The following is a 24962-nucleotide window of genomic DNA, read 5'->3' on the forward strand; positions in this document are numbered from 1 at the left end:
TAGCCTCACCGTTGTGACGGAGAGCTACTCGCCGGAAGCGGCGGACCTGGAGGCGATCCTCCTCGTGGGCGGGCAGGGCACACGCCTCCGTCCGCTGACGCTGAACACCCCCAAACCGTTGCTGCCGACCGCCGGTGTCCCCTTCCTGGCGCACCAGCTCGCCCGGGCGAGGTCGTTCGGCGTGCGGCGCATCGTCTTCGCCACGTCGTACCGGGCGTCGATGTTCGCCGAGGCGTTCGGGGACGGGTCGGCGTTCGGGCTGTCGCTGGAGTACATGACCGAGGAGACGCCGCTCGGCACGGGCGGCGCGATCCGCAACGCGGCGCAGGCGCTGACCTGCGGGCCGGACGCGCCGGTACTGGTGCTCAACGGCGACATCCTGTCGGGGCACGACATCACCGAGCAGGTCGCGCTGCACGTCTCGCGCGGCGCGGCGCTGACGCTGCACCTCACCGAGGTGGACGATCCCACGCGTTTCGGCTGCGTGCCGACCGACGAGGACGGGCGGGTCACCGCGTTCCTGGAGAAGACCCCGAACCCGGTGACCAACCGCATCAACGCCGGGTGCTACGTCTTCACGCGGTCGGCGATCGACGCGATCCCGGCCGGCCAGGTGGTGTCGGTCGAGCGCGAGACCTTCCCCGGCATGATCGACGCGGGCGAGCTGGTGCTCGGGTACGCCGACCGGTCGTACTGGCTGGACGTGGGCACCCCGGCGGCGTTCGTCCAGGGCTCGTGCGATCTGGTGCTCGGCCGCATGCCGTCGGGCGCGCTGCCGGGGCCGTGCGGCGAGTTCCTGGCGCTGCCGGAGGCCCGGGTGTCGCCCCGGGCCAAGATCTCCGGCGGCACGGTCGTCGGGCCGCGGGCGGTCGTCGGGGCCGACGCGGTGGTGCGGGGCAGCGTGCTGGACGCCGACTGCGTGATCGAGTCCGGCGCCACGGTGGCCGGCTCGGTGGTGGGCGCGGGCGCGCGCGTCTCGTCGGGGGCCGTGCTGCGGGACGCGGTGATCGGCGACCGGGCGGTGATCGGCGCGGGCAACGAGCTGCTGGCCGGCGCCCGCGTCTGGCCGGGGGTCACGCTGCCGCCCCGCGCGGTGCGCTTCTCCAGCGACGTCTGACCGGCCTCCCCGGTCCGGGTACGGGCCCGCGCGGCCTGGCGTCTCTGGGACGTGCGGGCCCGCGCGGCCTTCGGACTCCCGGGCGTGAGGGCCCGCGCGGCCTTCGGATTCCCAGGCGTGAGGGCCCGCGCGGCTCCCGGTACGCGCGGGCGGGTCCGGCGGCAATACCCTGGACGGCGTGCGAGAGCGCAGGTGGCGGCCCGGCGCGCCCCTCGATGTGCGGCTGACGCTGGCGCCGCATCGCCGCGGGTCCGGCGACCCGGCGTGGCAGGCCACGCCGGACGGCGCGATCTGGCGCACGTCCCGCACCCCCGAGGGTCCCGGCACGCTGCGCGTCCTGGTGGACGCGCGGGCGGCCGAGGTCGTGGGGCAGGCGTGGGGTCCGGGCGGGCCGTGGCTGTTGGAGACGCTGCCCCGGCTGCTCGGCGCCGACGACCCGGTGGCGGACTTCCGCGTGCTGATGGAGCGGCTGGAGGCCGGGGGGCACACGCTGATCAGGGAGCTGGCCTCCCGTCACTCCGGCCTGCGCCTGAGCGTCACCGCGCGGGTGTTCGAGGCGCTGGTGCCCGCCGTGCTGGAGCAGAAGGTCGTGGGCCGGGAGGCGTGGCGGGCGTGGCGGTGGCTGCTGCGCGCGTACGGCGAGCCCGCGCCGGGCCCGGCGCCGTCCGGGATGCGCGTGTTCCCCGAGCCGGAGGTGTGGCGGAGGATCCCGTCGTGGGACTGGCACCGCGCGGGGGCGGAGGCGGTGCGGGCGCGGACGATCGTCAACGCGGCCCTGCACGCGGGAAAGCTCGAGTCCGCGGCGCCCGCCGAGGCGGACCGCCTGCTACGGGCGCTGCCGGGCGTCGGGGTGTGGACATCGGCCGAGACGCGGCAGCGGGCCCACGGCGATCCCGACGCGGTCTCGGTCGGTGACTACCACCTGCCCTCGCTGGTCGGGTGGTCCCTCACCGGCCGGAAGACCGACGACGCCGGGATGCTGGAGCTGCTGGCCCCCTATCGCGGGCAGCGCCACAGGGTCACCCGCCTGCTCGAACTCGGCGGGCGGAGACCACCGGCACGCGGGCCGCGGATGTCCGTACGGGATTATCGCTCGTTCTGAGCGTCCGTAACCGGGGGGCGTGCGGCTCGTCGCCGGAGCCGGACTTCCAGTCGCGCCCGTCGCGGCTGTCGGCGCCGAAGTACGGGGCGAGGACGGCGGCGGCGACGATGAAGGCGAGGATCAACCAGGACATCGGGGGCTCCCTTGGTGGGGTTCGTGCTGACTCCTCAAGTATGTTCCTGCGCATGTATTTACGTCCATCGAGACATCGTGACCGGTACTCTTAAGCGACACTTAAACGGAGGTGTTCTGCGGACCCGGTCACGGGAACGCGAAGCGCCGTTCCGTAATGTGCCCCCCATGGACGTGAACCCCACAGACGCCGCGATGCGGCGGGCGCTGGCCAGAGCCAGAGACGGCAAGGCGCTCGACGTGACGGAGGCCACGGTTCTGTTGCACGCCCGGGGCGCCGACCTGGAGCGGCTCCTCGAACACGCCGGTCGCGTCAGGGACGCCGGGCTGGCCGCGGTCGGCCGGCAGGGCGTCGTCACCTACAGCCGCAAGGTGTTCATCCCCCTCACCCGGCTCTGCCGCGACCGCTGCGGTTACTGCACGTTCGCCACCGCCCCCGGCAAGCTCCCCGCGGCCTTCCTCGGCCCGGACGAGGTGCTGGAGATCGCCCGCCAGGGCGCCGCCCTCGGGTGCAAGGAGGCGCTGTTCACGCTCGGCGACCGTCCCGAGGACCGCTGGCACCAGGCCAAGGAGTGGCTGGACGCCCACGGGTACGACGACACGCTCTCCTACGTCCGCGCCATGGCGATCCGCGTGCTGGAGGAGACCGGCCTGCTGCCGCACCTCAACCCCGGCGTCATGACCTGGCGCGACCTCCAGCGCCTCAAGCCGGTCGCCCCGTCGATGGGCATGATGCTGGAGACCACCTCCCGGCGGCTGTTCGAGGAGAAGGGCGAGGCCCACTACGGCTCGCCCGACAAGGACCCGGCCGTGCGGCTGCGCGTCCTGGAGGACGCCGGCCGCTCCAACGTGCCGTTCACGACCGGCATCCTCATCGGCATCGGCGAGACCGTCGCCGACCGCGCCGAGTCGATCTTCGCGATCCGCCGGGTCGCCCGCGAGTACGGGGGCGTCCAGGAGGTCATCGTCCAGAACTTCCGCGCCAAGCCCGACACGGCGATGCGCGGCATGCCCGACGCCGACCTCCAGGAGCTGGCGGCCACGATCGCCGTGACCCGGCTGGTGCTCGGCGCCAAGGCGCGCGTCCAGGCCCCGCCGAACCTCATCGGCGACGAGTACGCGCTGATGATCCGGGCCGGCATCGACGACTGGGGCGGGGTCTCGCCGCTCACGCCCGACCACGTCAACCCCGAGCGGCCCTGGCCCCAGATCGACGAGCTCGCCGCGCGTACGGCCGCCGCCGGGTTCACGCTCAAGGAACGCCTGACGATCTACCCCGAGTACGTCCTCGCGGGCGAGCCCTGGCTGGACCCGCGCCTGCGCGCGCACGTCGACGCCCTCGCCGACCCAGAGACCGGCCTGGCCCGCGACGTCCTCCCCGTGGGTCGGCCGTGGCAGGAGCCCGACGGCGGGTTCGCCTCCTCGGGCCGTACGGACCTGCACGTCGAGGTCGACTCCACCGGCCGCTCGGCCGACCGGCGCGACGACTTCGACAACGTGTACGGCGACTGGGAGGCCCTGCGCGACCGCCTGCCCGCCGCCCCGGCCACGGCGATCGGCGCAGGGATCGGCTCAGCGACCGGCTCAGCGGCTGGCTCGGCGATCGGCGCGGACATGCGCGAGGCGCTGCGCCGCGCCGCCTCCGACCCGGCTCGGCTCACCGACGACCAGGCGCTCACGCTGCTGTCCGCCGACGGTCCCGACCTGGAGGAACTGTGCCGGGTCGCCGACGACCTGCGCAGGGAGGCCGTCGGCGACGACGTCACCTACGTCGTGAACCGCAACATCAACTTCACCAACGTCTGCTACACCGGCTGCCGGTTCTGCGCCTTCGCGCAGCGCCGCACCGACGCCGACGCCTTCACCCTCTCGCTGGAGCAGGTCGCCGACCGCGCCGCCGAGGCATGGGCGGCCGGGGCGACCGAGGTGTGCATGCAGGGCGGCATCCACCCCGACCTGCCCGGCACGGCGTACTTCGACATCGCGCGCGCGGTGAAGGAACGCTGCCCGGAGATGCACGTCCACGCCTTCTCGCCCATGGAGGTCGTCAACGGCGCGAGCCGGACGAACATGTCCATCGAGGACTGGCTGCTGGCCGCCAAGGAAGCCGGGGTCGACTCGCTGCCGGGCACGGCGGCCGAGATCCTCGACGACGACGTGCGGTGGGTGCTCACCAAGGGCAAGCTGCCCACCCGCGAGTGGATCGAGGTGATCACCACCGCGCACCGCGCCGGCATCCCGACGACCTCGACGATGATGTACGGCCACGTGGACACGCCCGCGCACTGGGTGGCGCACATCCGGCTGATCCGCCGCATCCAGGAGGAGACCGGCGGCTTCTCGGAGTTCGTACTGCTGCCGTTCGTCCACCACAGCGCGCCCATCTACCTGGCGGGCGTCGCGCGCCCCGGCCCTACCGCCCGCGAGAACCGCGCCGTCCACGCCCTGGCGCGCATCCTGCTGCACGGCGCGATCTCCAACATCCAGTGCTCCTGGGTCAAGCTCCAGGACGAGCTGTGCCGGTCCGTGCTGTCCGGCGGCGTCAACGACCTCGGCGGCACGCTGATGGAGGAGACCATCAGCCGCATGGCGGGCTCGGAGAACGGCTCCTACAAGACGATCAGCCAGATCGCCGCGATGGTCGAACCGACCGGCCGCCCGTTGCGCCAGCGCACCACCGGCTACGGCACCCCGTCCGCCGAGCGCGTGGCGGCGGCCACGGCCAGCGACGGCGTCTGCGGCAGCGTCCGCAGAACCATCCCCCTGGTGACCCGGTGATCGTCGGGGCGTAAGGATAAGGGCGTAAGGCATGGTCCGGGCAGAAACTGCGCTCCGCGCGAACGCTGCCCGGGCCGTGCTCATCGGACGCGCGCGCCCGTCCGATGAGCACTGCCGGATTCCTCCCCGCGGACGTCCGTCGCCGGCGGCGTAGGCGACCTGGCGCAGGCGGCGATTCCGGATTGATGCGGCAAGGCCTTGGAGGAGGCGCAGCATGGCGTCGACGATCACCCGGCGGCCTGCCGCACTCCCCAGTGCGCGGATGGCGTGGCGATCGATGGCGCGCGACAGGTCCGGATCTCGTCAGCCCACGCTCCGCCGGCATGCCAACTTTTCCTCCGATAGGCGCGTCTCACCCTTATGGGAATGTTGTTTCGCGGCACCGCTGCAGCCGTCGCCTTTTTCGTCGCTACGGTGCCGGCCGCCGCCCACGCCGTGGCGCCGGCCGGTCAGTGGAGTGTCGTCCATGACGACCGCCGCGACTCCTACGACGCGGTGACGGTGACGCCGGGTGGGGCGGTCTGGGTCGCCGGGACGAGGGGTCCGGATCGCGGATCGACCGGCGCCGAGTCGCTGCTATTGAAGGGCGGCCGGTCCACCTTCAAGCGTGTCACCGGGCCGGGCTTCCGGGTGAAGCGGCTGACGTCGGCGTCCGACACCAGGGTCTGGGCGTTCGGCGCGTCTCGATACGCCCGGTGGGACGGCAAGCGCTGGCAGGTCAAGCGATGGCGCTACGGCCGGGTGGATCGGGCGTACGCCATCGGCAGCAACCTGTGGGTCATCGAGAACTCCAACGTGTTCCCGTCGGCCGGTAAGGCCGGGTGGAAGGCGCGGTCCACGCTGCGGCGCCTGGCCGGGTCGGTGTGGCGCAAGGTGCACACGCCGATCGTGGTCAAAGGACTCGACGGCAAGTGGGCGGCGGGCTCGGTGCGGGGCACGGCGGCTCTGGCCCGCTGGACCGGCACGGCCTGGCGCGCGGTCGCACTTCCAGCGATCGCGTCCGCACACTCGGGCCAGATCTCGGAGCTGACGGATGTCGCGGTCGACGGTGAGACCGGCCGGGTGATGGCCGTCGGCTGGGTCGCCTGGCCGTGCGGCGGTGCGAAGCACGCCTTCTGCGGTGGGACTTTGCTGCTGTCCGGCTATCCGGGCGGCTGGAACTTCGAGGTCCGCGGTGAACCGGGCATCCAGCCGCGCGCCCAGGCGGAGCCCGACGGCAGAGGCGGGGCCTGGATCGTCTACGACGCCAAGGGCGGAGGCAGCAGGTTTCTGCACATCGGCGCCGATAGCGTCGAGTCGGGCGCCTTTCCATCTCCGCCGAACCAGAAGGGGTCCGTCCGTGACCTCGCCATCCAGCCGGAGAGCGGTTCCGTCTGGGCGGTCGGCGCGGCACCTTCCGGCCGCAGCGGTTTGATCTGGGCCCACGGCCGCTGAGTCTCCGACCACCCACAATTTGCCCGAGCTGGTGTAGAGCTCTGTCGTCTCGCCCCTGGTCCACTGGTCATCGTCGCCGGGCGGTCGCCCGTCCAAGAGTTCTGGTGTGACGTCGACGACGCGCCAAGAATCCGCCTGGCTGGTGAAGATGGCGACATTCGCGGTGGTGAGGAACCAGTTGGTCGGGTTAGCTCGGTTTGAGAGCTGCCAAAGATCCTCAGCACCTCCCAGAAACGGACCGGACGGATTTCGAACCCGCCGGTTCGCTGCTACCGGCTGATCAGGGGGAGGGCGGGGAAGGTGTGGGTCTGCCAGATCGAGCGGGAGGGCTCCTCCGGGTAGATGGTGACGGTGGATTGTGTGTCGAAGAGCTGGACGAGGCGTTGGTCGGTGTCGTAGGCGGGCCAGCCGGGGGCGCCGTGGGAGGCGAACGATGTCCATGCGGCGCGCATCCGGGCGGACAGGGCCTCCGCCTCCGGGGAGGGTGTTTCACCGATCAGCAGGGCAGGCTGGCCGCGGTCCAGGTTGCCGAAGACCAGTGGTACGTCGAGGCCGTGGCAGGCGCCGAAGGTGCCGCCCATGCCCGGGGCCGGCCAGGCCAGCTCGTAGACATGCGCGCGGCCGCCGCCGGACGTCTGGGCCTCGGCGAGGTGGAGCGACGGCATGCGGAACAGCCAGTCGGAATGGACCAGCTCGTACAGCTCCTCCGTGCCCGCCGCCGGGAAGGCGTCGCGGTAGTGGCGCGCACCGTCCGGGCCGGGGGCGAAGAGATGGAGGGCGTTCGCCGCCTGCTCCTCGCTCACCTGGCCGAGCAGACCGGTGATGACGGTGAACAGGCGCTGCTCGTCGCGGGTGTGACCGGCGATGAGTTCGATGTCGCGGCCGGCGCCGTCGTTCAGGGCCTGCCACGGTGTGCGGGCCAGGACCTCGCCGTCGACCACGGGCGAGAACGGGATCGTTCTGTGCGCGGGCAGGCCCCAGCGGTGTGCCGACTGGTCCATCTTGGCGCCGACCGCGTCGGCGGCGGCGGGCAGCTCTCGCGGGGCGACGCCGGACAGGTCGGCCACCGTGGGCCGCAGCCCGAGCTCGGCGGCGAAGGCGGCGGCGATGTCCGCGGCGAGCGCCGGCGAGAAGAACGTTCCCGGCATACTCTGCGCGATGGCACGGCGGAAGAGCCCGGCCGCGCGGTCCATCGCCAGCAGCGCGGCGACCGACCCGCCGCCCGCCGACTGGCCGAAAACCGTGACCCGGTCAGGGTCGCCGCCGAAGGCCCGGATGTTGTCGCGCACCCACTCAAGAGCCGCGACCTGGTCGAGCAGGCCCCGGTTGGCGGGAGCCCCCTCGATCTGCGCGAAGCCCTCGACGCCCACGCGGTAGTTGAACGTCACCACGACGACGCCACCGTCTAGCGCGAGCCGGCCACCGTCGTACTCGGGCAGGCCGGACATGCCGATCCCGTAGGCGCCCCCCTGGATCCACACCATCACCGGCAGCCCCGCGCCCGGGCCGGGGTCGGGCGACCAGACGTTGACCGTCAGCCAGTCGTCGCCCGCGTCCCGCGACAGCGTGTCCATGCCGAAATGCCCGGCCTGCGGGGGCGGCGGGCCGTAGGAGACGGCCTCCCGCACCCCGCTCCAGCCCTGTACCTGTCGAGGCGCGGCGAAGCGCAACACGCCGACCGGGGGCTCGGCGAACGGGATGCCACGGAAGACCGCCACACCCGCCTCCCGGCTACCGCGCAGCCGCCCGGCCGCCGTACGGACTTCGGGCCGGGGCCCGGATGGCTCGGACTCGGCAACGGTCATCACAACTTCCTCCCAGGTGGGGCGGAAGGGGCTCGCGGCGGCCCCGGACCCTGCGGATCATCCACCCGCGGTCGGATGCCGCGCCAGCGATTTATGCACGCGAACGACGTCGACCGCTGGCCGGCCCCGGCAGCCGTGTGACCGGCACAGGCCCACAGCCCCCCGATGGCCTCGACCGCCGTCGGACACGTCCCCAGGCCGGACGCAGCGTGCCGATGCATGCCGGCGACGTCGACCTCATGCCGGGCCCAGGCGGGTCGGCGGGACCCGAACCGAGGGCGTGGGTCCCGCTTCTACCGGCAGGTGGGTTCCGAGCTCAGGCGCTCAGCTCGCCGGATTTGAGGCTGTTGCGGAATGCGGCCCACTCGGTGGAGAGGAAGCAGAGTACGGGGCTGTATGGGCGCTTGCTGTCGCGGACAGCCATGCTCTTACCCGGCAGTGCGGCAAGCTCGACGCAGTCACCCTCGTCGCCGCTGTACGAGGACTTGATCCAGACGGGATCGGTCAGGTCGTTCATTTGGCATTGTCTCCGTGTCCGGAATCGAGGGTCTGATGTCTCGCTGGGATACCGCCGTGTTGTGGTTAGTCAGCGGGACCCGGACTGCAGCGCGGGTCCCGCTCTCTTCTTATGTCAGGTGGTTTCCAAGGTCAGGCGCTCAGTTCACCGGACTTGAGGCTGCTGCGGAATGCGGTCCACGCGGAGGTTGAGATACGGACCACCGGGCCGTCGGAACGCTTGCTGTCGCGGATCGCCATTCCATTGTCATGCAGCGTTGCCAGTTCCACACAGTCGCCCTCCTCGCCGCTGTACGAGGACTTAACCCAACTGGCGCCGTTCATGTCGACCATTTCTGCATCCACTCCCTGACCAGACTCAGTGACGCGTTCTGCGCAAGCGCGCTCGTTCGTACCGCCTCATACCGTAGCTGGATGTTCCGTACTTCCTTGGAGTGGGCAGTAACCTGGCCCTTACCAGCGGTATCAAGGTAGACGATGTCCCGACCATCTCGTATCTGCGCGATGATGAACCCTGCTCGCAATGCTGCAGTACACCCCGCGTCCAGTGGGACTATCTGTAGCGTGATACGGGGGTGCTCGGCGATCGCCAAGAGATGGTTCAGCTGCCCCTCCATGACGGCCGCTCCACCGATGGGTCTTTGGAGGACCATCTCGTCGAGCACCGCCCAGATCATGGGAGGACGCTCGCGTGTGAGGATCGCCTGTCGATCGAGCCGCGCCTCTACGGCCCTCTCGACGTCGTCTGATGACGCGCCGGGCCGTCCGGCGAGCATGGTCCGCGCGTAGTCGGGCGTCTGAAGCAGTCCGGGAACGAGGGTCGGCTGCCACGTACGTAGGGTCAGGGCCTGCTGTTCGACCTCCAGCCATTCGTAGAACCAGCGCTGGTTGCCGTCGGAGCGGCACTGTTCCCAGATCTGGAGTAGGGCGCCGTTGACGCCGAGGGCCTCGTCGCACTGTTCGACGAGTTCTCGTTGCTGAGGGAGGCGTAGTCCCCTTTCTATGGCGCCCATGGCGGCTCCCGTGTAGCCGAGCCTGCGGCCCAGTTGGGACTGGGTCATGCGTACTTCCATGCGGAGCCTGCGCAGCTCGTAGCCGAAACGGGCTGCCGGGGAGGTCTCCGGGTTGGTCGTCTGCGGTCGTGGCACCTGACCCTCCACGTAACGGGATGCAACTGAATGCAACGGGAGACAACCGCGCCATGACGACGTCGTTGTCGGTATTCGGTTACGGACAATAGAGCCCGCGAACACTCTTGGAAGGGCGAATCAAGAACCGGCAAGGAAACGGTGTCCCTCATGCCACAGAAAATCGCATCCAAGACCTTCCCGCAACCCCGAAAAACCGGACATCCCACCGAAAGCATCGATATCGCTTTTAAAGCAGCGCAGCCTCTTCGACGCGAGTCGGGTGCCTTTCATATCTCCACGGACGTCAATGCGGGGAACGGCGTCGCGGCTGGCGTCGCCGCTTACCTCGCCGGGCGTGCCGACCTGCGCCCGCCCGGTGCCGGAGCGGCTCGTCAGCGCCGGCTGCCTCGGCCGCAGGACCGGCCGAGGTTTTCGCGACTACAGCTGAGCCGGGTCAGTCCAGGCAGAACTCGTTGCCCTCGGGGTCGGTCATCACGATGAAGCCGGCGCTCATCGGGGGAGCGGGCTCGTGGCGACGTACCCGCGTCGCTCCCAGCGCGACGAACCGGTCGCACTCGGCCTCCAGCGCCGCCATCCGCTCCTCTCCCCGCAGTCCGGGAGCCGCGCGGACGTCGAGGTGGAGGCGGTTCTTGGCGACTTTGTCCTCCGGCACCTGCTGGAAGAACAGCCGTGGGCCGCGCTTGTCCGGGTCCTCGATGGCCGATCTCGTGTTGCGCTGCCCTTCCGGTACGCCGGCCCGCGCGAGGAAGTCGTCCCACGCGGCCAGCGGGTCGGCGTCCTCGGGCAGGTCGACTCCGGGCGGGCCGGGGTGGACGTAGCCCAGGACGTCGCGCCAGAAGGACGACAGCGCCCGCGGGTCGTGGGCGTCGAAGGTGACCTGGATGTGGCGGCTCATCGGCTCGCCCCGCTCGTCGCGGGTTTCGTGTGCAGGTAGAGGTCGCGCAGCAGGCAGACCTCGGACAGGTGGTGGATCAGCTCGCGGTGGATGTGCAGCACCAGATCGGCCATGGACAGCTCGGGGTAGGGCTCCTTCGCGCCGACCGGGACCCGGAGCCCGGCCTCGCCGAGGCCGCGCACCCCGGCCAGCCAGAGGTCGAGCTGGGCCTGGAGCTGGTCGAGCGCGGTGGCCGCGCTGCCGGCGTACTCCCAGGTCTGGTACGTCGCCGCCGGCGCGCCGAAGTGCGCCGCGTTGCGCGCGCCGAGCACGCCGACGATGACGTGACCGAGTCGCCAGGCGATCGTGGTGAAGGCCGCGGGGACCGGCTGAGGCAAGGCGTAGTCCATCGTGAAGTCCCCGGCACCGGCCTGCACGGGCGCCGTCGAGGTGCCGCGCGGCCGCACGCTCCAGGCGTCCGGCACCGGCGACCAGAAGTACTCGTCGTCGGTGAGGCCGTCGAGCCGGGCTCTGAGCTGATGGTTCCAGTGGAACTCCCACTGCTCGCGCAGCGTCCGGTTCCAATCGAGTTCGTGTGCTTCCATGGAGCCACTCTGACCCCATAAGCGGACAGGATCGGTCCGCTGGCCATGGCAGGGTGGACGGTATGGGCGTGGCGAGCGGTGACGAGCGGGGTACGACGGAGCGGGTGCTCACCCTGCTCGGGCTGCTGCAACAGCGCCAGGTCTGGACCGGCCCCGAACTCGCCGACCGGCTCGGGGTCACGCCGCGCACCGTACGGCGTGATGTCGGGCGGCTGCGCGCGCTCGGCTATCGGGTGCGTGCCACCCAGGGCGCCGGCGGCGGCTACCAGCTCGGCCCTGGGCAGGACCTGCCGCCGCTGCTCCTGGACGACGAGGAGGCGATCGCCGCCGCGGTCTCGCTGCTCGTCGGCGCGGGTGGCGGCGTCGCCGGCGCCGGCGACGCCGCCCTGCGGGCGCTGGCCAAGCTCGACCAGGTGCTGCCCACCCGGCTGCGGCACCGGGTGCGCGCGCTGTCCGGCTCGGTGGAGTCCTTCGGCGGAGGCCGCGCGCCGGTCGACCCCGAGGCGCTCATGACGCTGGCCGGAGCCTGCCGCGACGAGGTCGAGGCCGGCTTCGCCTACCCGTCCGGGAGCGAGGTGCGACGGCGGCGGGTCGAGCCCTACCGCCTGGTCGCCTCGGACCGGCGCTGGTACCTGCTCGCCTACGACCTCGATCGCGACGACTGGCGCAGCTTCCGCGTCGACCGCATGACCGAGGTGTCCGCACGGACCTGGCGCTTCCGCCCGCGCGCGGCGCCCGACGCGGCGACGTTCGTGCAGGAGGGGGTGGCGAGCCGGGTCTACCCGCACCAGGCGCGGTTCCTCGTGCACGCGTCGGCCGACACGGTGCGCGCGCAGATTCCGGGGTCGGCGGCCGTCGTGCGACGGCGAGGGAGCCAGCTGTGCGAGGTGCTCAGCGGCGCCGGCAGCCTGGACTTCGTGCTCGTGCGCATGCTCCTGCTGGGGCACGACTTCGAGGTACTCGACCCTCCGGAACTGGGGCGGCGCTGTCGCGCACTGGCGGAGAGACTGCTGGCGGCCGGTGCGGCGACCTCACCGGTGCCGGACGAGTCATGAGCCGCGACCACCAGGAGGCCGCCCCGATGATCTCGCTCAGGCACGTCGAGGAGTTCGCAGAGTGGGCTCGGGCTTCCCGGAGCACGTCCGGGACCGATCACTGACGAGCCGGGAGGCGCCGCGCTCCGCAGTCTGATCCGCGGTCCTGGGCCCTGCCGCCCGCTGTGGCCGGCGGCGTCAGCCGCGTAGATAGGTGACGACCGCGAGGACGCGGCGGTGGTCGTCCTGGGCGGGGGGCAGGTCCAGTTTGGTGAGGATGTTGCCGATGTGCTTGCCGACGGCGGCCTCCGAGACGACCAGGGCGCGGGCGATGGCCGCGTTCGAGCGGCCCTCGGCCATGAGGGCGAGGACCTCGCGCTCGCGCGGGCTGAGACGGGACAGCGGGTCGCGGCGGCGGCGCAGCAACTGCCGGACCACCTCCGGGTCCACCACCGTGCCGCCACCCGCCACCGTGCGCAGGGCGTCGACGAACTCCTCGACGTCGCCGACGCGGTCCTTCAGCAGGTAGCCGACGCCGGTGCCGTCCCCGGAGTCGAGCAGCTCGGAGGCGTAGGTCTGCTCGACGTACTGGCTGAGGACGAGCACGGCCAGGCGCGGGTTCGCCGCCCGCAGCGCCACGGCGGCGCGCAGGCCCTCCTCGGCGAAGCCGGGCGGCATGCGGACGTCGGTCACCACGATGTCGGGGGCGTGTTCGGCCACCGCCGCCATCAGCGACTCGGCGTCGCCCACGGAGGCCGCCACGCGGTGGCCGAACCGGGCCAGCAGCCCGGACAGCCCCTCGCGCAGCAGGACGCCGTCCTCGGCGATCACTACCGTCAGGCCGGCGTCGTCGCGCACGGGATCTCCACACGTAGCAGGGTCGGCCCGCCGGGCGGGCTGGACAGCATGAGTCTGCCGTCCACCACCGAGACGCGGTCGGCCAGGCCGGCCAGGCCCGTGCCCGCCGCCGCGTCCGCGCCGCCCACGCCGTCGTCGCGGATCTCCACGACCAGCAGCCCGTCCTCGACGCGCCCGTCGATCGTGGCCAGCCGGGCCTCGCTGTGCTTGGCGACGTTGGCCAGCGCCTCGCATACCACGAAGTAGGCGACCGACTCGATGGCCTCGGGGAGGCGCGGGCAGTCGACGGAGCCCTCCACGAGCACCGGGGACCGGTCGGCCACGTCCATCACCGCGGCGGGCAGCCCCCGGTCGGTGAGGATGCGCGGGTGGATGCCCCGGATCAGGTCGCGGATCTCGGCCAGCGCGAGCTTGGCCTGCTCGTGCGCCTGCCCCACCAGCTCCGCCGCCTCCGCGCCGCGCGTCACCCGGGCCAGGCCGAGCGTCATCGTGAGCGACACCAGCCGCTGCTGCGCGCCGTCGTGCAGGTCGCGTTCGATGCGGCGGCGCTCGGACTCGAACGCCTCCAGCAGCCGGGTGCGCGAGCGCGTCAGCTCGGCCAGCCGCTCGCCCTGCTCCTCGTCGCGCGGGGCCAGCAGCAGCCTGGCCAGCATGGCGTGCCCCATCGCCAGCGCCGTCAGCGGGTAGGCGGCCAGGGCCAGCGTGAGCAGGCCGAGCGCGCTCATCGCGAACGCCTCGGGGTAGCTGTCCACCAGCCACAGTTTGAGGACGTTCAGGCTTCCCGCCTGCGCGAGGCCGTACGGGGTGAAGATCATCGTGAGGGGTATCACCAGGCCGTAGAGGACCACGGCCAGCTCGGCGGGCCAGAGCACCACGACCAGCAGCCCCGTGTACGCCAGCTCGCGCCACGTGGCCTGTTCCTTGAAGCGCCACTCCACCCAGGCCCACAACCCCGGCCGCTTCGGGTCCAGGTGCGGGGTGGGGACCGGCTCGTCGTCGATGAGGCGCAGCCGCCGGCGCTCCAGCGCGGCGACAGGGAGGCCGCCGAGCCCCATGGCGAGCACGATCGGGATGCCGATCAGCACCAGCGTCAGGACGGCGCCCGCGGCCAGCGAGGTCACGAAGAGCACGAGCACGACGCCGCCGACGCCCACGCCGGTCAGCAGGTAGGCCATCGCGCGCCACGGCCAGGCCGAGATGATCAGATCCCGCCGGGCGAGGGTTCGCCAGGCATGTCGAGGTCGCACTCACACGACGGTACGGCCTGCTCAGCGCGCCTTGACAGGTGGCCCGGCCCACCTTCGGGGTAGGTCTGGCCATACCCCGAAGACTAGGCGCCGTCCCCCTGCGCGCCTGGCCTCCGCGGCGGTCTGATTGCCCGTCATGAACGAGACAGCACGGCTCAGGCCGGACACGAACGTCGGCGGCGACGTCGAGGGCCCGGGCCGAGCCGGCATACGAACGAACGTCGGCGGCGACGTCAAGGGCTCGGGCCGGGCGGGTACGCGGGCGAACGTCGGAGAAGCCATCCGCCCGACGGGAGGCGTGCCGGGCGGCCGTGCCGCGGACCTGCGGGCCTTCGCCGGGGTGGCGCTGCGCCGGCAGCGCGTCGTCGGGGCCGTGGCGCCGAGTTCGCCCGCGCTGGCGCGGGCGCTCACCACGATCGTCCCCTCCTCTGGGACGCCGGTCGTGGTGGAGCTCGGCGCGGGCACCGGGCCGATCACCGAGGCGATCCGGGGCAGGATCGCCCCCGGCGGTCGCCAGGTCGCCATCGACGTGGACCGCGAGATGGTGGCCCACCTGCGCAGGACCCGGCCCTGGCTGGAGGTCCTGCACGGGGACGCCGCCGACCTCGGGGCACTGCTGGCCTCGGCCGGCGTGGGCCGGGTGGACGCGGTCGTCAGTACGCTGCCGTGGTCGCTGTTCCCCGTCCCGCGCCAGGTGAGGATGCTGGAGGAGATCGGCCGGGTCCTCACCCCCGCCGGGGCCTTCACGACGGTGACCTACCTGCCCGCGTTGCTCCTGCGCGGCGCCCACGAGTTCCGGCGGCGTCTCGGCCGGGCGTTCGAGGAGGTCCTGATCACCGGGCCGGTCTGGCGCAACATGCCGCCGGGCCTGGCCTACGTCTGCCGCAGGCCCGTGCCCGCCTCAGCCGCGCCGGGTGGCGAGGATCACTCCTGACCCGTCCGCCAGCTCGGCCGCGACCAGTTCGGGGTGAGCGAACAGCGCGCGCCTGACCCCGTGCTGGCGCTCGGCGAAGTCGGCCGGCCAGTCGGGCATGGGACGCATGTCGTCCACGACCAGCGTGCCCCGGGGAGCGAGGGCGGCGATCGTGGCCTCCAGCCCCTCGTGCTTGCCGGCCGCGGCGTCGGCGAAGATCAGGTCGAACGGGCCGAGCCCCAGCGGCGGCACTTCCCCGACGCGGAAGTCGACGAAGTCCGGCCAGTCGCCCACCGCGGCGCGCGCCGACCGGGCGGCGTCCCGCTCGACGGTGATCACGGTGACGTCGGTGCGGGGCAGCAGGCCGGAGACGATCCAGGCGGTGCCGACGCCGAGCCCCGTCCCGATCTCCAGGACGTGACCCGACGGGGGGACGCGGGCCGCGAGCACCGCGAGCAGCCGGCCGGTGACGGGATCGCACGAGTACGCGAACGCCTCGGCGCGGGCACGGGCCGTGGCCTCGGCCACCAGAGGGTGATCAGTGTCCATGATCCACAGAGCCTAGTGGCGCGGTCAGCGGGTGACGATGAAGTCGGCGGCCTCGCGCGGCGGGCGGTCGCGGGGCGGGGCCGCGGCGTGGCCCACCGCCACCGAGCCCATCGGGTCCCACGTCTCCGGGATGTCGAGCACCTCGCGGACGACGTCGCGGCAGAACATCGTCGAGGAGACCCACGCCGAGCCCAGCCCCTCGACCGCGAGCTGCACCAGCAGGTTCTGCACGCCGGCCCCCATGGCGACGACGAACATCTCGCGCTCGGCGGCGTTGCGGCGGTCGTCCGGATAGGTGTGCGAGCCGTCCATCACCAGGCATGGCACCACGAGGTACGGAGCCCGGCGCAGCACGTCACCGCGCCGCACCCGGCGCGCGATCGACTCCTCGGTGAAGCCGGTCGCCCGCAGGTCGCGCACCCAGGCCTCCAGCATGGCGTCCAGCAGCTTCTCGCGCGTGGACGCCGACTCCAGCAGCACGAAGCGCCAGGGCGTGGTGTGGTGGGGGGCGGGCGCGCTGATCGCCGCGTTCACCGCCCGCCTGACCGCCGCCGGGTCCACCGGCTCGCTGGAGAACTCCCGGATCGTCCGGCGGGCGAACACCACATCGGCGGAGCCGTACCGGAACATGTCCTCGTCGGCGGGCCGCACCAGCGGGCGCACGCCGGGCCCGTCCTCCTCGGTCACCAGGTGGGACAGGCCGCGCACGACGGCCACCGGCACGCCGTCGAGCTTGCCCTTCACCAGTTCGGCGGCGGCGGCGATCTCGTCGACCAGCGCGGTGAGCGTGGCCATCAGCGGGTTGCCGTAGCCGTCGGACATGCCGCGGAAGTCGGCGAACGGGCGGACGCCGGCCACGCCGATCGCCACGTCGGTGAGCCCGTTGCGCCACGGCCGGCCGAAGGTGTCGGAGAGGATCACCCCGGCCTTCACCGGCAGGCCCGCGCGGATCCGGCGCGCCGAGGCGTCGGGGTCGGTGGGCAGCAGCAGCACGGTGCCGGGCTCGGTGTTGGAGGCGTCCACCCCGGCGGCGGCCATGACGAAGCCGTGCCGGGTCTGGGAGATGACGGTGTCGCCGCGCCGGGCGACGACGCGCGCGGTCTCCTCGGCGATGGCCTGGGTGCGGTCGGCGCCCTGCCGTACGCGGCCCTCCGCCTTGCTCACGATCTTGGATGTGACGACGAGGATGTCGCCCTCGGCGAGGCCGGGGGCCGCCCGCGCGATGAGCGCGGCGAGGTCGTCGCCGGGACGCACCTCGGGAAGGCCGGGGACCGGGCGGATCTCGATGCTCTGGTGGGTCGTCGGGCTCTGGTGGGTCATCGGGCGAGCTCCAGCGCGGCGCGGGCGAGGTCGGTGGTGGCGTCGAGGTCGGTCATGAGCAGCGGCCTGGCCTGGACGCGCACCCCGTCCAGCGCGACGCCGGCGTCCTGCTCGGCCACCAGCCACCCGTCGACCAGGCGCGAGCCGTACAGCTCCAGCACCGCCTGGGCGCTGGTCTCGACGCCGATCGCGGTGAGGCAGGCGTCGGCCATGCCGCGCACCGGGGCGCCGCCGATGATGGGGGAGACCCCGACGACGACCTTCTCGTGGAGGGCGTCGCGGATGCCGGGGATCTGGAGGATCGTCCCGATGCTGACCACCGGGTTGGACGGCGGGAGCACGACGACGTCCGCGTCCCGGATCGCCTCGATCACGCCCGGCGCGGGCTTGGCGTCCTCCGCGCCCACCAGGATGATCTGCCTGGCCGGGACCGAGGCCCGCAGCCGCACCCACCACTCCTGGAAGTGGATCGCGCGCCTGCCCCGGTCGTCCTCGATGACGACGTGGGTCTCGGCGCGGTCGTCGGTCATGGGGATGAGCCGGACGCCGGGGTTCCAGCGCGCGCTCAGGGCCTCGGTGACCGCCGAGAGGGGGTAACCGGCGCCCAGCATCTGCGTGCGGACGATGTGCGTGGCGAAGTCCTTGTCGCCGAGGCCGAACCACTGCGGCTCGACGCCGTACGCGGCGAGCTCGGCCTTGACGACGTGGCTCTCGCCGTCGCGGCCCCAGCCCTGCTCGGGGTTGATGCCGCCGCCGAGGGTGTACATGACGGTGTCGAGATCGGGGCACACACGGAGGCCGAAGAGCGTGATGTCGTCGCCGGTGTTTCCGATGACGGTGATCTCGGCGTCGGGGGCGGCGGCTCGCAGGCCGCGCAGAAAGCGGGCGCCGCCGATTCCACCGGCCAGGGACACGATGCGCATGCTGTCAAGTGTTCCACTGCCGTCTTCTGGCTTGATCCCGGCCCGGGCCCGTCGTGGCGGGTGGCGGAGAAAGCCCAGGTCACAGGTGGCGACAAAGGCGTTAAAGGGATAGATCGGTAGCTTATGCGGCAATTGAGGTTCTTGAGACTGGCGCCCCGAAAGTAGGCACATGTGCAAAACTGCCAGGTGCCGTATGGACCCATTGGGGGGTAGTTGTGGTCAAAGTCGAGCCTGGGCGGCTACGGGAGCCGGCGGCATGGATCATGCTCGCCGTGGTCTGCGTCAGCGTGCTGACCGGCGCGTGGGACCTGATCATCGGTGCCGACGGCGTCCCGTTCGCCACGCAGTCGGCCCTCGTACTCTTCACGCTGATCTCCCCGGTGAACGTCGCGCTCGCCGTCGGAGCGGTGGTCCTCGCCACGCGCTTCGGTGAGCCGCTCGGGCGCGCGCGCCTGGTCAACCTGATCGCCGCCGCCGCGCTCGCCCTCGCCACGCTGCTCGGCCTGGTCGCCCTCGTCGGCGTGCTGGTCGGCGGGGCCGGCCTGCTGCACAACCTGCTGAGCGGCCTGCCCGTCCTCGCGCTCGCCGCCGTGGGCACGGTGTACCTGTTCTCCGTCCTCCCGCCCGCCGCGCCCTCGGCCGCGCGTCCCGCCCAGGAGGCGTTCGGCGCGCGTCCCGGCGAGTACGGCCCTCAGCCCGGCTTCGCCGGTCAGCCCGGCACGGGCGGTTTCGTCCCGCCGCAGGGCCCCGGCGGAGAGCACTTCGTCCCGCCGCACGGCCCTCAGGGGGACGGCGCGTACGGCCCCCAGGGGGACGGCGCTTTTGGTCCCCACGGGGACAAGGGCGCGTACGGCCCCGGCGGGCAGCCGTCCTACGGCCCGCCGCCGCAGAACGCCAACGGTTTCTCGGGCGCGCCCGGGAACGCCCCCGCGTCCGCGCCGTCCGCGCCGTCCGCCTCCATGTCGGCTCCCGCTCCCGCCTCCGCGCTGCCGGCGCTGCCTCCAGGTCCTCATGCCCCGCAGCAGGGCTACGGCCCCGACGGGCGGCCCGCCGAGTCCCAGCCCCGGCATGGCTCGCCCGAGCCGTACCAGCCGCAGTACGCCGCCCAGGGCGAGCAGTACCCGGCCCCGGCAGGCGAGCAGCGCTACCCGGCCGAGCAGCCGTACGCCGGGTCCGGCTACCCCGTGCCGGGAGACCAGCAGTTCGCCCCGAGGCCCGAGCAGCAGTTCGCCCAGCAGGCCGCCCCCTCCTTCGCCCAGCAGTCCGACCCGTCCTTCGCCCAGCAGTCCGACCCGTCCTTCGCCCAGCAGTCCGACCCGTCCTTCGCGCCGCAGGCGGAGCAGCCCTTCGCCCCGCAGGCGGAGCCGCGGTTCGGCGGGCAGCCGCAGCCGTCGTACGCCGCCGCGGGCGAGCCGGGCGGCGACCCGTACGGGCTCCAGCACTCCCAGCCGCTGGAGACCTACACCCCGACGGTCAGGCAGGAGAACTCCTACTCCCCGCAGGCGGACGCGCAGCAGCCTCCGAGCACCGGGGCGTTCGGCCGGCCGTCCGCGTCGGTGTACGCGCCGCAGCCCTCGGCGCCGTCGCACGCGAGCGGGTCGTACGCCCCGCAGGCCCCCTCCCCGTACGCGGCACAGGGCGGAGGGGAGTTCGGCAACGCCGACGCCTTCACGACCGGCGCGCGCCAGGCCCTGCCGTCCGAGCCGCTGACCGCCCCGACGCCCGCCGACCAGGCCCCGCAGCAGTCCGGCGCGTTCGGCCGCACGGGGCCACAGGTGAGCCCGCTCGACCCGTCGTACGGTCAGACCGGTCCGCAGACCAGCCCGCTGGACAAGACCTACGGCCTGCCTCCGCAGGACCAGGGATCGTCGTACGGTCAGACCGGTCAGCGGGACCAGGGCGCGGGTTACGGTCAGCCGAGCCCGCTCGACCCGGGGTACGGTCAGACCGCTCCGCAGGTCAGCCCGCTGGACGCCCCCTCGCCCTACGCCCCGACCGGCCCGCAGACCAGCCCGCTGGACGCGGCTCCCTCCTACGGCGGCTACTCCTCCGATTACGGGCTGCCCGAGCCGTCCCCGCTGTACGCGGAGGGGACGGACCCGCGCCAGCAGCAGCTCGCCCAGGCCTACCAGCAGGCCCAGAGCTACCAGCAGTCGCAGAGCGGGACGCCGGAATCGGGCGAGTACCCCGGCACCGGGACGCACCCGGTCAGAACGCCCGACTACAACTCCTACGGCGCCAGCCCCTTCGGCCACCCGCAGATGCCCGCCGACACGACCGCGTACTCCCGTCCCGCCGCCGAGTCGCAGCCGTACCCGGCGCCGCAGGACCAGGCGTACCAGCCGGGCCGCTCGACCTGGGAGGACCCGCCCGCGGAGAGGACCGTCCGGTTCGACCCGAAGGCGGCGTACCAGAAGGACCCGCTGAACGCGCCGCTGCCGCCCGGCATGGACCAGGGCCGCGCGGACGAGGCGATCGCCCCCACCGCGATCTACGCTCCGGACCGTTCGGCAAGGCCAGAGGAAAGCCCCGGTAGAGATCAGACCGGGTCGGGTGTGGACCAGGGGGCGCCTTGGTACGGTTCCGACCGCTGAGCCATTGAAGATCGGGGATCACTCCAGAGCGTCGGATCCCCGCGCCGGGCGGCATATGCGCGTGAGTCCGCATATCCGCCGAGGCCCGCGTATCGGGGTGAGCCGGGCTTTCCCCGGATACTGTCCTGCTGCTTGACGCCACACGCGGCACACGCGTGTAATTACAACTGTGTTGTTACACCTTTCACTTGCTGGGTATTGAGGAAGGTGTTCAAAAAGGGGGGCTCCGTTGCGGGGCGGGCGGGCGATCAGCAGGAGGTGTGCAGTGACCGACCTGGTCATGGCACAGGTGCTCGGCGCGGAAGAGCTGGGATGGCAAGAGCGCGCGTTGTGCGCGCAGACGGATCCGGAGGCGTTTTTTCCAGAGAAGGGCGGTTCGACCCGCGAAGCGAAGAAGGTCTGCCGGTCCTGCGAGGTCCGGGCCGAGTGCCTGGAGTACGCGCTGCAGCACGATGAGAGGTTCGGCATCTGGGGGGGATTGTCCGAGCGCGAGCGTCGCCGCATCAAGCGCGAGGCCGGCTGAGGGTTACTACGACGACAGAAGCGCTGCGCCGGTGTGCACGACGATCACGGTCACGGCGGAGGGTCACGGCCAGGGGGGCCACGACCGGACGCCGGCGAGGGGACCTGATCACCGGCACGCGCCGCGGCCCCGCCGCTCCCCATAATCCCTGGACCGTGCCACCCGCGCCGCCGCGGAAGGCTCGCATACCGGATCGGCGGAGTGGCGGACCGGTCATGCCCGGGGTGCCGTATCGTGATCGGCGCAAGCCACACGAGCCACCAAGGACACCACCTCCGTGCACCCGCAGCGCGCCTCCGTCACAGCGATCGTCGTCGCCCACGATGGCGCCCGCTGGCTGAAGGAGACCCTGCAGGGGGTCCTGCGGCAGTCGCGCCCCCTCGACCGGCTCGTCGGCGTCGACAACGGCAGCCGTGACGGAAGCGGACGGCTGCTCACCGAGGCGTTCGGCGCCAACGGCGTGATGTCCCTGCCCCGCTCGACGAGTTTCGGCGAGGCCGTCGCGGCGGTCCTCGAACGCCTGCCCCGGGCGGGCGCCGACGAGTGGATCTGGCTGCTGCACGACGACTGCGTGCCCGACCGCCACGCCCTGGAGGCCCTGCTCTGGGCCGCGGCCCAGGACGAGAAGGCCGTCATCCTGGGCCCGAAGCTGCGCGACTGGCTCGACCGCCGCCTCCTGCTCGAAGCGGGCGTCACCGTCGACCGCTCGGGCCGCCGCGACACCGGACTGGAACCCCGCGAGTACGACCAGGGCCAGCACGACGGCGTGAAGCAGGTGCTGTCGGTCTCCACGGCCGGCATGCTGATCCGCCGCGACGTCTGGGAGAGCCTCGGCGGCCTGGACCCGGCCCTGCCGCTCTTCCGCGACGACCTCGACCTGTGCTGGCGCGCGACCTCCGCCGGCCACCACGTCCTGAACGTCACCGACGCTGTCGCCTGGCACGCGGAGGCCGCCGCGCGCCGCCGCCGCCGCATCACGGCGAGCACCGACCACCCGCGCAGGCTGGACCGGCGCAACGCCATGTTCGTGATCATGGCGAACCTGCCGTTCCGCTCGCTGGTGTGGTCGCTGCTGCGCAACACCGTCGTCTCGCTGTTCCGCACGCTCCTGCTGCTGCTCGCCAAGCAGCCGGCCAACGCCCTGGACGAGATCGTCGCGCTCGTCTCCGTGCTCGCCCACCCGCGCCGGCTCATGAAGGCCAGGAAGGCGCGCAAGAAGGGCAGAAAACAGGGCTACCCCGACGTCAAACGGCTGTTCACGCCGTCGAGCATGGCCGTGCGGCGGCTCGCCGACATGGTCCAGGGCTACCTGTCCGGGTCCGGCCCCATCGACTCGGCGGGCCGCCACCACGCCGTCATCTCCGACTCCAAGGAGGACGAGGGCGACGAGCTGCTGACCGACGCCGGGTTGATGCAGCGCGTCTTCGGCAACCCGGGCGTCCTGCTCTGCCTCGCGCTGATCGCGGTCACGGCGGTCGCCGAGCGCTCGCTCCTGACCGGCGGCCTGCTCGGCGGCGGCGCGCTCGTCCCCGTCGTCGGCGGCGCCTCCGACCTGTGGCACTTCTACACCTCGGGCTACCACGCCGCCGGCCTCGGCTCCGACGGCTGGGCCCCGCCGTACGTCGCGATCATGGCCGCCCTGTCGGCGATCTTCTTCGGGAAGACGTGGCTGGCCGTCTCGGTGCTGCTGCTCGGCTGCGTGCCCCTGGCCGGCGTCTCCGCCTACGTCGCCACCCGGTCGATGATCTCGTTCCCGCTCGCCAGGGTCTGGCTCGCCGCCTCGTACGCGCTGCTGCCGGTCGCCACCGGCGCCGTCGCGGGCGGACGTCTCGGCACCGCCGTGGTCTTCGTCCTGCTCCCCGCGTACGCCGCGCTCGCGTCCCGGGTCCTCACCGCCGAACGCCGCGTGGCGCGCCGCGCCGCCTGGGCCCTCGGCCTGCTGCTCGCCGTCGGCACCGCCTTCGCGCCCCTGGTGTACGTGCTGGTCGCGTTGCTCGCCGGGCTCGCCGCCGTGTCGTTCGGGGGCGTGCGGCGGGGCGTCGGGCTCTCGCTCGGCATCGCGATGGCCGTCCCGATCTTCCTGCTGTTCCCGTGGCTGGCGCAGATCGCCACCCATCCCGGGCGCATCCTGCTGGAGGCAGGGCTTCACCGGCCCGGCCTGGCCGACCCGCGCCTGCCCGCCGACGCGTTGCTGCTGCTCAGCCCGGGCGGCCCCGGCGTGCCGCCCGTGTGGGCGACCGGCGGGCTGATCGCCGCCGCGCTCGCCGCCCTGCTGTTCCGGCGGCACAAGATGGTCGTCATCGTCGGCTGGGGCGTCGCGTTGTTCGGCGTCCTGGTGGCGATCGTGGTGGCGCGCGTCCCGGTCGAGGGGGCCGCGCCCTGGCCGGGCGTCCCACTCGCCTTCGCGGCCACGGGCCTGATCGCCGCGGCGGCCCTCACCGGGCACCACGTCATGGAGTACGGCCGGGCGGGCGGCCTGCGCCGCGTCGCCGCCGCCCTCGTGGTCGTCATGGCGTCCGCGACGCCGCTGCTCGTCGCCGGGCTGTGGGTCAAGGACGGCGTTACCGGGCCGCTCAAGCGCGGGGTGCCCGCGGTCGTCGGCGACTTCGCCGCCGCGAGCACCGCCCCCGGCGACGCCGCCGAGACCACCATCGTCCTGCGCTCCGAGCCCGGCGGACGCATCGCCTTCACCGCGCTGCGCGGCCGCTCCCCCCTGCTCGGCGAGACCGACCTGCCGGTGTCCGAGAGGACGCGCGCCCGGCTCGCCGACATCGTGGCGGGCGTGGTCTCCGGCCGGGGCGGCGACGACGCGCTCACCCTCGCCTCCTACGGCGTCCGCTTCGTCGCCGTGCCGGCCCCGGTGGACGAGGCCGTGCGGCGTGCCCTGGACTCCGACCCGGCGCTGACACGGGTCAACCTGTCGGCCGACGGAGGGCTGTGGAACATGACCCGGCCCCTCGGGCGCGCCTACCTGCTCGGCCAGGACGGGCGGCGCACGCCCGTCCCGGTGGCCGAGGCGCGGGGCGGCGGGCTGACGGCGACCGTCCCCGCGGGCCCCGCCGGGCGCACGCTCGTGCTGGCCGAGCCCGTCGGCGGGTGGACGGCCACGGCGGCCGGCGCCACGCTCGCCGGGCGGACGGTCGACGGGTGGGCACAGGGCTTCGAGATGGCCCCGGCAGGCGGCCGCGTCACCATCCACCACGAATCGTTCTGGCACGACGTGTGGCTGTGGGCCCAGCTCGGCCTCGTCGCCCTCGTGCTCGTGTTCGCCTCTCCCGGCTCGCGCGGCACCGAGGTCGCGGAGGAGTGGGCCGAGGCGCCGGTCGAGCGCGAGCCCGAGGGGGTGCTGGTCCCATGACCCAGTGGCAGCCACCGAGGGACCCGTCCCAAGGACGGGACGGCGCCGGCCAGGACGGCACCGGTCCGAATGGCACCGGTCCGGGTGGCACCGGTCCGGGTGGCACCGGTCCGGGTGGCACCGGTCCGG

The 24962-nt window shown here is 72.8% G+C and carries 20 protein-coding genes; 9 read left to right on the forward strand and 11 right to left on the reverse strand.

Features of this window, described 5'->3' with window-relative positions:
• The first annotated feature begins 13 nt into the window (after positions 1–13).
• The 4 genes from manB to DQ384_RS25680 all read left to right on the forward strand — a co-directional run bounded on the left by manB (position 14) and on the right by DQ384_RS25680 (position 6563).
• A complete protein-coding gene (gene manB, locus DQ384_RS25665; RefSeq protein ID WP_245966773.1) occupies positions 14–1117 on the forward strand; it encodes a mannose-1-phosphate guanylyltransferase in 1104 nt (367 codons plus the stop codon).
• A 178-nt stretch (positions 1118–1295) separates the two neighbouring features.
• The gene (locus DQ384_RS25670; protein ID WP_114031433.1) at positions 1296–2219 is read left to right on the forward strand and encodes a DNA-3-methyladenine glycosylase family protein; all 924 of its coding nucleotides are present in this window, start codon (positions 1296–1298) and stop codon (positions 2217–2219) included.
• 327 nt (positions 2220–2546) lie between these two features.
• Positions 2547–5129, forward strand: a complete 2583-nt coding sequence (locus tag DQ384_RS25675) for a bifunctional FO biosynthesis protein CofGH (protein WP_425451517.1) — start codon at positions 2547–2549, stop codon at positions 5127–5129.
• Between the two features lie 414 nt (positions 5130–5543).
• Positions 5544–6563: a hypothetical protein gene (locus tag DQ384_RS25680; RefSeq protein ID WP_114031435.1), complete on the forward strand. Its 1020-nt coding sequence runs from the start codon at positions 5544–5546 to the stop codon at positions 6561–6563.
• Positions 6564–6832: 269 nt separating this feature from the next.
• Here the strand turns inward: DQ384_RS25680 and DQ384_RS25685 are convergent, their stop codons facing one another.
• From DQ384_RS25685 to DQ384_RS25710, 6 genes are all read right to left on the reverse strand, one after another.
• On the reverse strand, positions 6833–8368 hold the full coding sequence (locus DQ384_RS25685; RefSeq protein WP_114031436.1) for a carboxylesterase/lipase family protein: 1536 nt from the start codon (positions 8366–8368) through the stop codon (positions 6833–6835).
• A gap of 316 nt (positions 8369–8684) precedes the next feature.
• Positions 8685–8885, reverse strand: coding sequence for a DUF397 domain-containing protein (locus DQ384_RS25690; protein WP_114031437.1), 201 nt, complete (start codon positions 8883–8885; stop codon positions 8685–8687).
• Between the two features lie 131 nt (positions 8886–9016).
• A complete protein-coding gene (locus tag DQ384_RS25695; RefSeq protein WP_114031438.1) occupies positions 9017–9217 on the reverse strand; it encodes a DUF397 domain-containing protein in 201 nt (66 codons plus the stop codon).
• On the reverse strand, positions 9205–10137 hold the full coding sequence (locus DQ384_RS25700) for a helix-turn-helix domain-containing protein (protein WP_342769453.1): 933 nt from the start codon (positions 10135–10137) through the stop codon (positions 9205–9207). Before DQ384_RS25700 ends, DQ384_RS25695 begins: the two co-directional genes overlap by 13 nt.
• A 331-nt stretch (positions 10138–10468) precedes the next feature.
• Positions 10469–10930 carry a VOC family protein gene (locus tag DQ384_RS25705; protein ID WP_114031440.1) on the reverse strand — a complete coding sequence of 154 codons (462 nt, stop codon included), beginning with the start codon at positions 10928–10930 and terminating at the stop codon, positions 10469–10471.
• On the reverse strand, positions 10927–11514 hold the full coding sequence (locus DQ384_RS25710; RefSeq protein ID WP_114031441.1) for a DinB family protein: 588 nt from the start codon (positions 11512–11514) through the stop codon (positions 10927–10929). The genes DQ384_RS25705 and DQ384_RS25710 overlap by 4 nt, the downstream gene beginning before the upstream one ends.
• 62 nt (positions 11515–11576) lie before the next feature.
• Here DQ384_RS25710 and DQ384_RS25715 point away from each other — a divergent pair, with 62 nt between their 5' ends.
• On the forward strand, positions 11577–12569 hold the full coding sequence (locus DQ384_RS25715) for a helix-turn-helix transcriptional regulator (RefSeq protein WP_114031442.1): 993 nt from the start codon (positions 11577–11579) through the stop codon (positions 12567–12569).
• Positions 12570–12746: 177 nt separating this feature from the next.
• On the opposite strand, the gene DQ384_RS25720 is transcribed toward DQ384_RS25715, so the two are convergent.
• Positions 12747–13406, reverse strand: a complete 660-nt coding sequence (locus DQ384_RS25720) for a response regulator transcription factor (RefSeq protein ID WP_245966775.1) — start codon at positions 13404–13406, stop codon at positions 12747–12749.
• Positions 13385–14653: a sensor histidine kinase gene (locus DQ384_RS25725; RefSeq protein ID WP_245966776.1), complete on the reverse strand. Its 1269-nt coding sequence runs from the start codon at positions 14651–14653 to the stop codon at positions 13385–13387. The genes DQ384_RS25720 and DQ384_RS25725 overlap by 22 nt, the downstream gene beginning before the upstream one ends.
• 136 nt (positions 14654–14789) lie before the next feature.
• On the opposite strand from DQ384_RS25725, the gene DQ384_RS25730 reads away from it, so the two are divergent.
• Complete coding sequence (locus tag DQ384_RS25730) at positions 14790–15587, forward strand: class I SAM-dependent methyltransferase (protein WP_114031444.1); 798 nt, start codon at positions 14790–14792, stop codon at positions 15585–15587.
• On the opposite strand, the gene DQ384_RS25735 is transcribed toward DQ384_RS25730, so the two are convergent.
• The 3 genes from DQ384_RS25735 to cofD are packed head-to-tail and all read right to left on the reverse strand — an operon-like array spanning position 15555 to position 18358.
• Positions 15555–16115, reverse strand: a complete 561-nt coding sequence (locus DQ384_RS25735; RefSeq protein WP_114031445.1) for an O-methyltransferase — start codon at positions 16113–16115, stop codon at positions 15555–15557. The genes DQ384_RS25730 and DQ384_RS25735 overlap by 33 nt on opposite strands.
• 24 nt (positions 16116–16139) lie before the next feature.
• A complete protein-coding gene (locus DQ384_RS25740; RefSeq protein WP_114031446.1) occupies positions 16140–17435 on the reverse strand; it encodes a coenzyme F420-0:L-glutamate ligase in 1296 nt (431 codons plus the stop codon).
• Positions 17432–18358, reverse strand: coding sequence for a 2-phospho-L-lactate transferase (cofD, locus tag DQ384_RS25745; protein WP_114031447.1), 927 nt, complete (start codon positions 18356–18358; stop codon positions 17432–17434). Before cofD ends, DQ384_RS25740 begins: the two co-directional genes overlap by 4 nt.
• 215 nt (positions 18359–18573) lie before the next feature.
• On the opposite strand from cofD, the gene DQ384_RS25750 reads away from it, so the two are divergent.
• From DQ384_RS25750 to DQ384_RS25760, 3 genes are all read left to right on the forward strand, one after another.
• The gene (locus tag DQ384_RS25750; RefSeq protein WP_147268897.1) at positions 18574–20952 is read left to right on the forward strand and encodes a hypothetical protein; all 2379 of its coding nucleotides are present in this window, start codon (positions 18574–18576) and stop codon (positions 20950–20952) included.
• 280 nt (positions 20953–21232) lie between these two features.
• Positions 21233–21475, forward strand: a complete 243-nt coding sequence (locus DQ384_RS25755) for a WhiB family transcriptional regulator (RefSeq protein WP_114031515.1) — start codon at positions 21233–21235, stop codon at positions 21473–21475.
• Positions 21476–21752: 277 nt separating this feature from the next.
• Positions 21753–24833 carry a glycosyltransferase gene (locus DQ384_RS25760; RefSeq protein WP_114031449.1) on the forward strand — a complete coding sequence of 1027 codons (3081 nt, stop codon included), beginning with the start codon at positions 21753–21755 and terminating at the stop codon, positions 24831–24833.
• The last annotated feature ends 129 nt before the right edge of the window (positions 24834–24962 follow it).

Origin of the sequence: Sphaerisporangium album (genome assembly GCF_003323745.1) — a bacterium.
Lineage (GTDB): Bacteria > Actinomycetota > Actinomycetes > Streptosporangiales > Streptosporangiaceae > Sphaerisporangium > Sphaerisporangium album.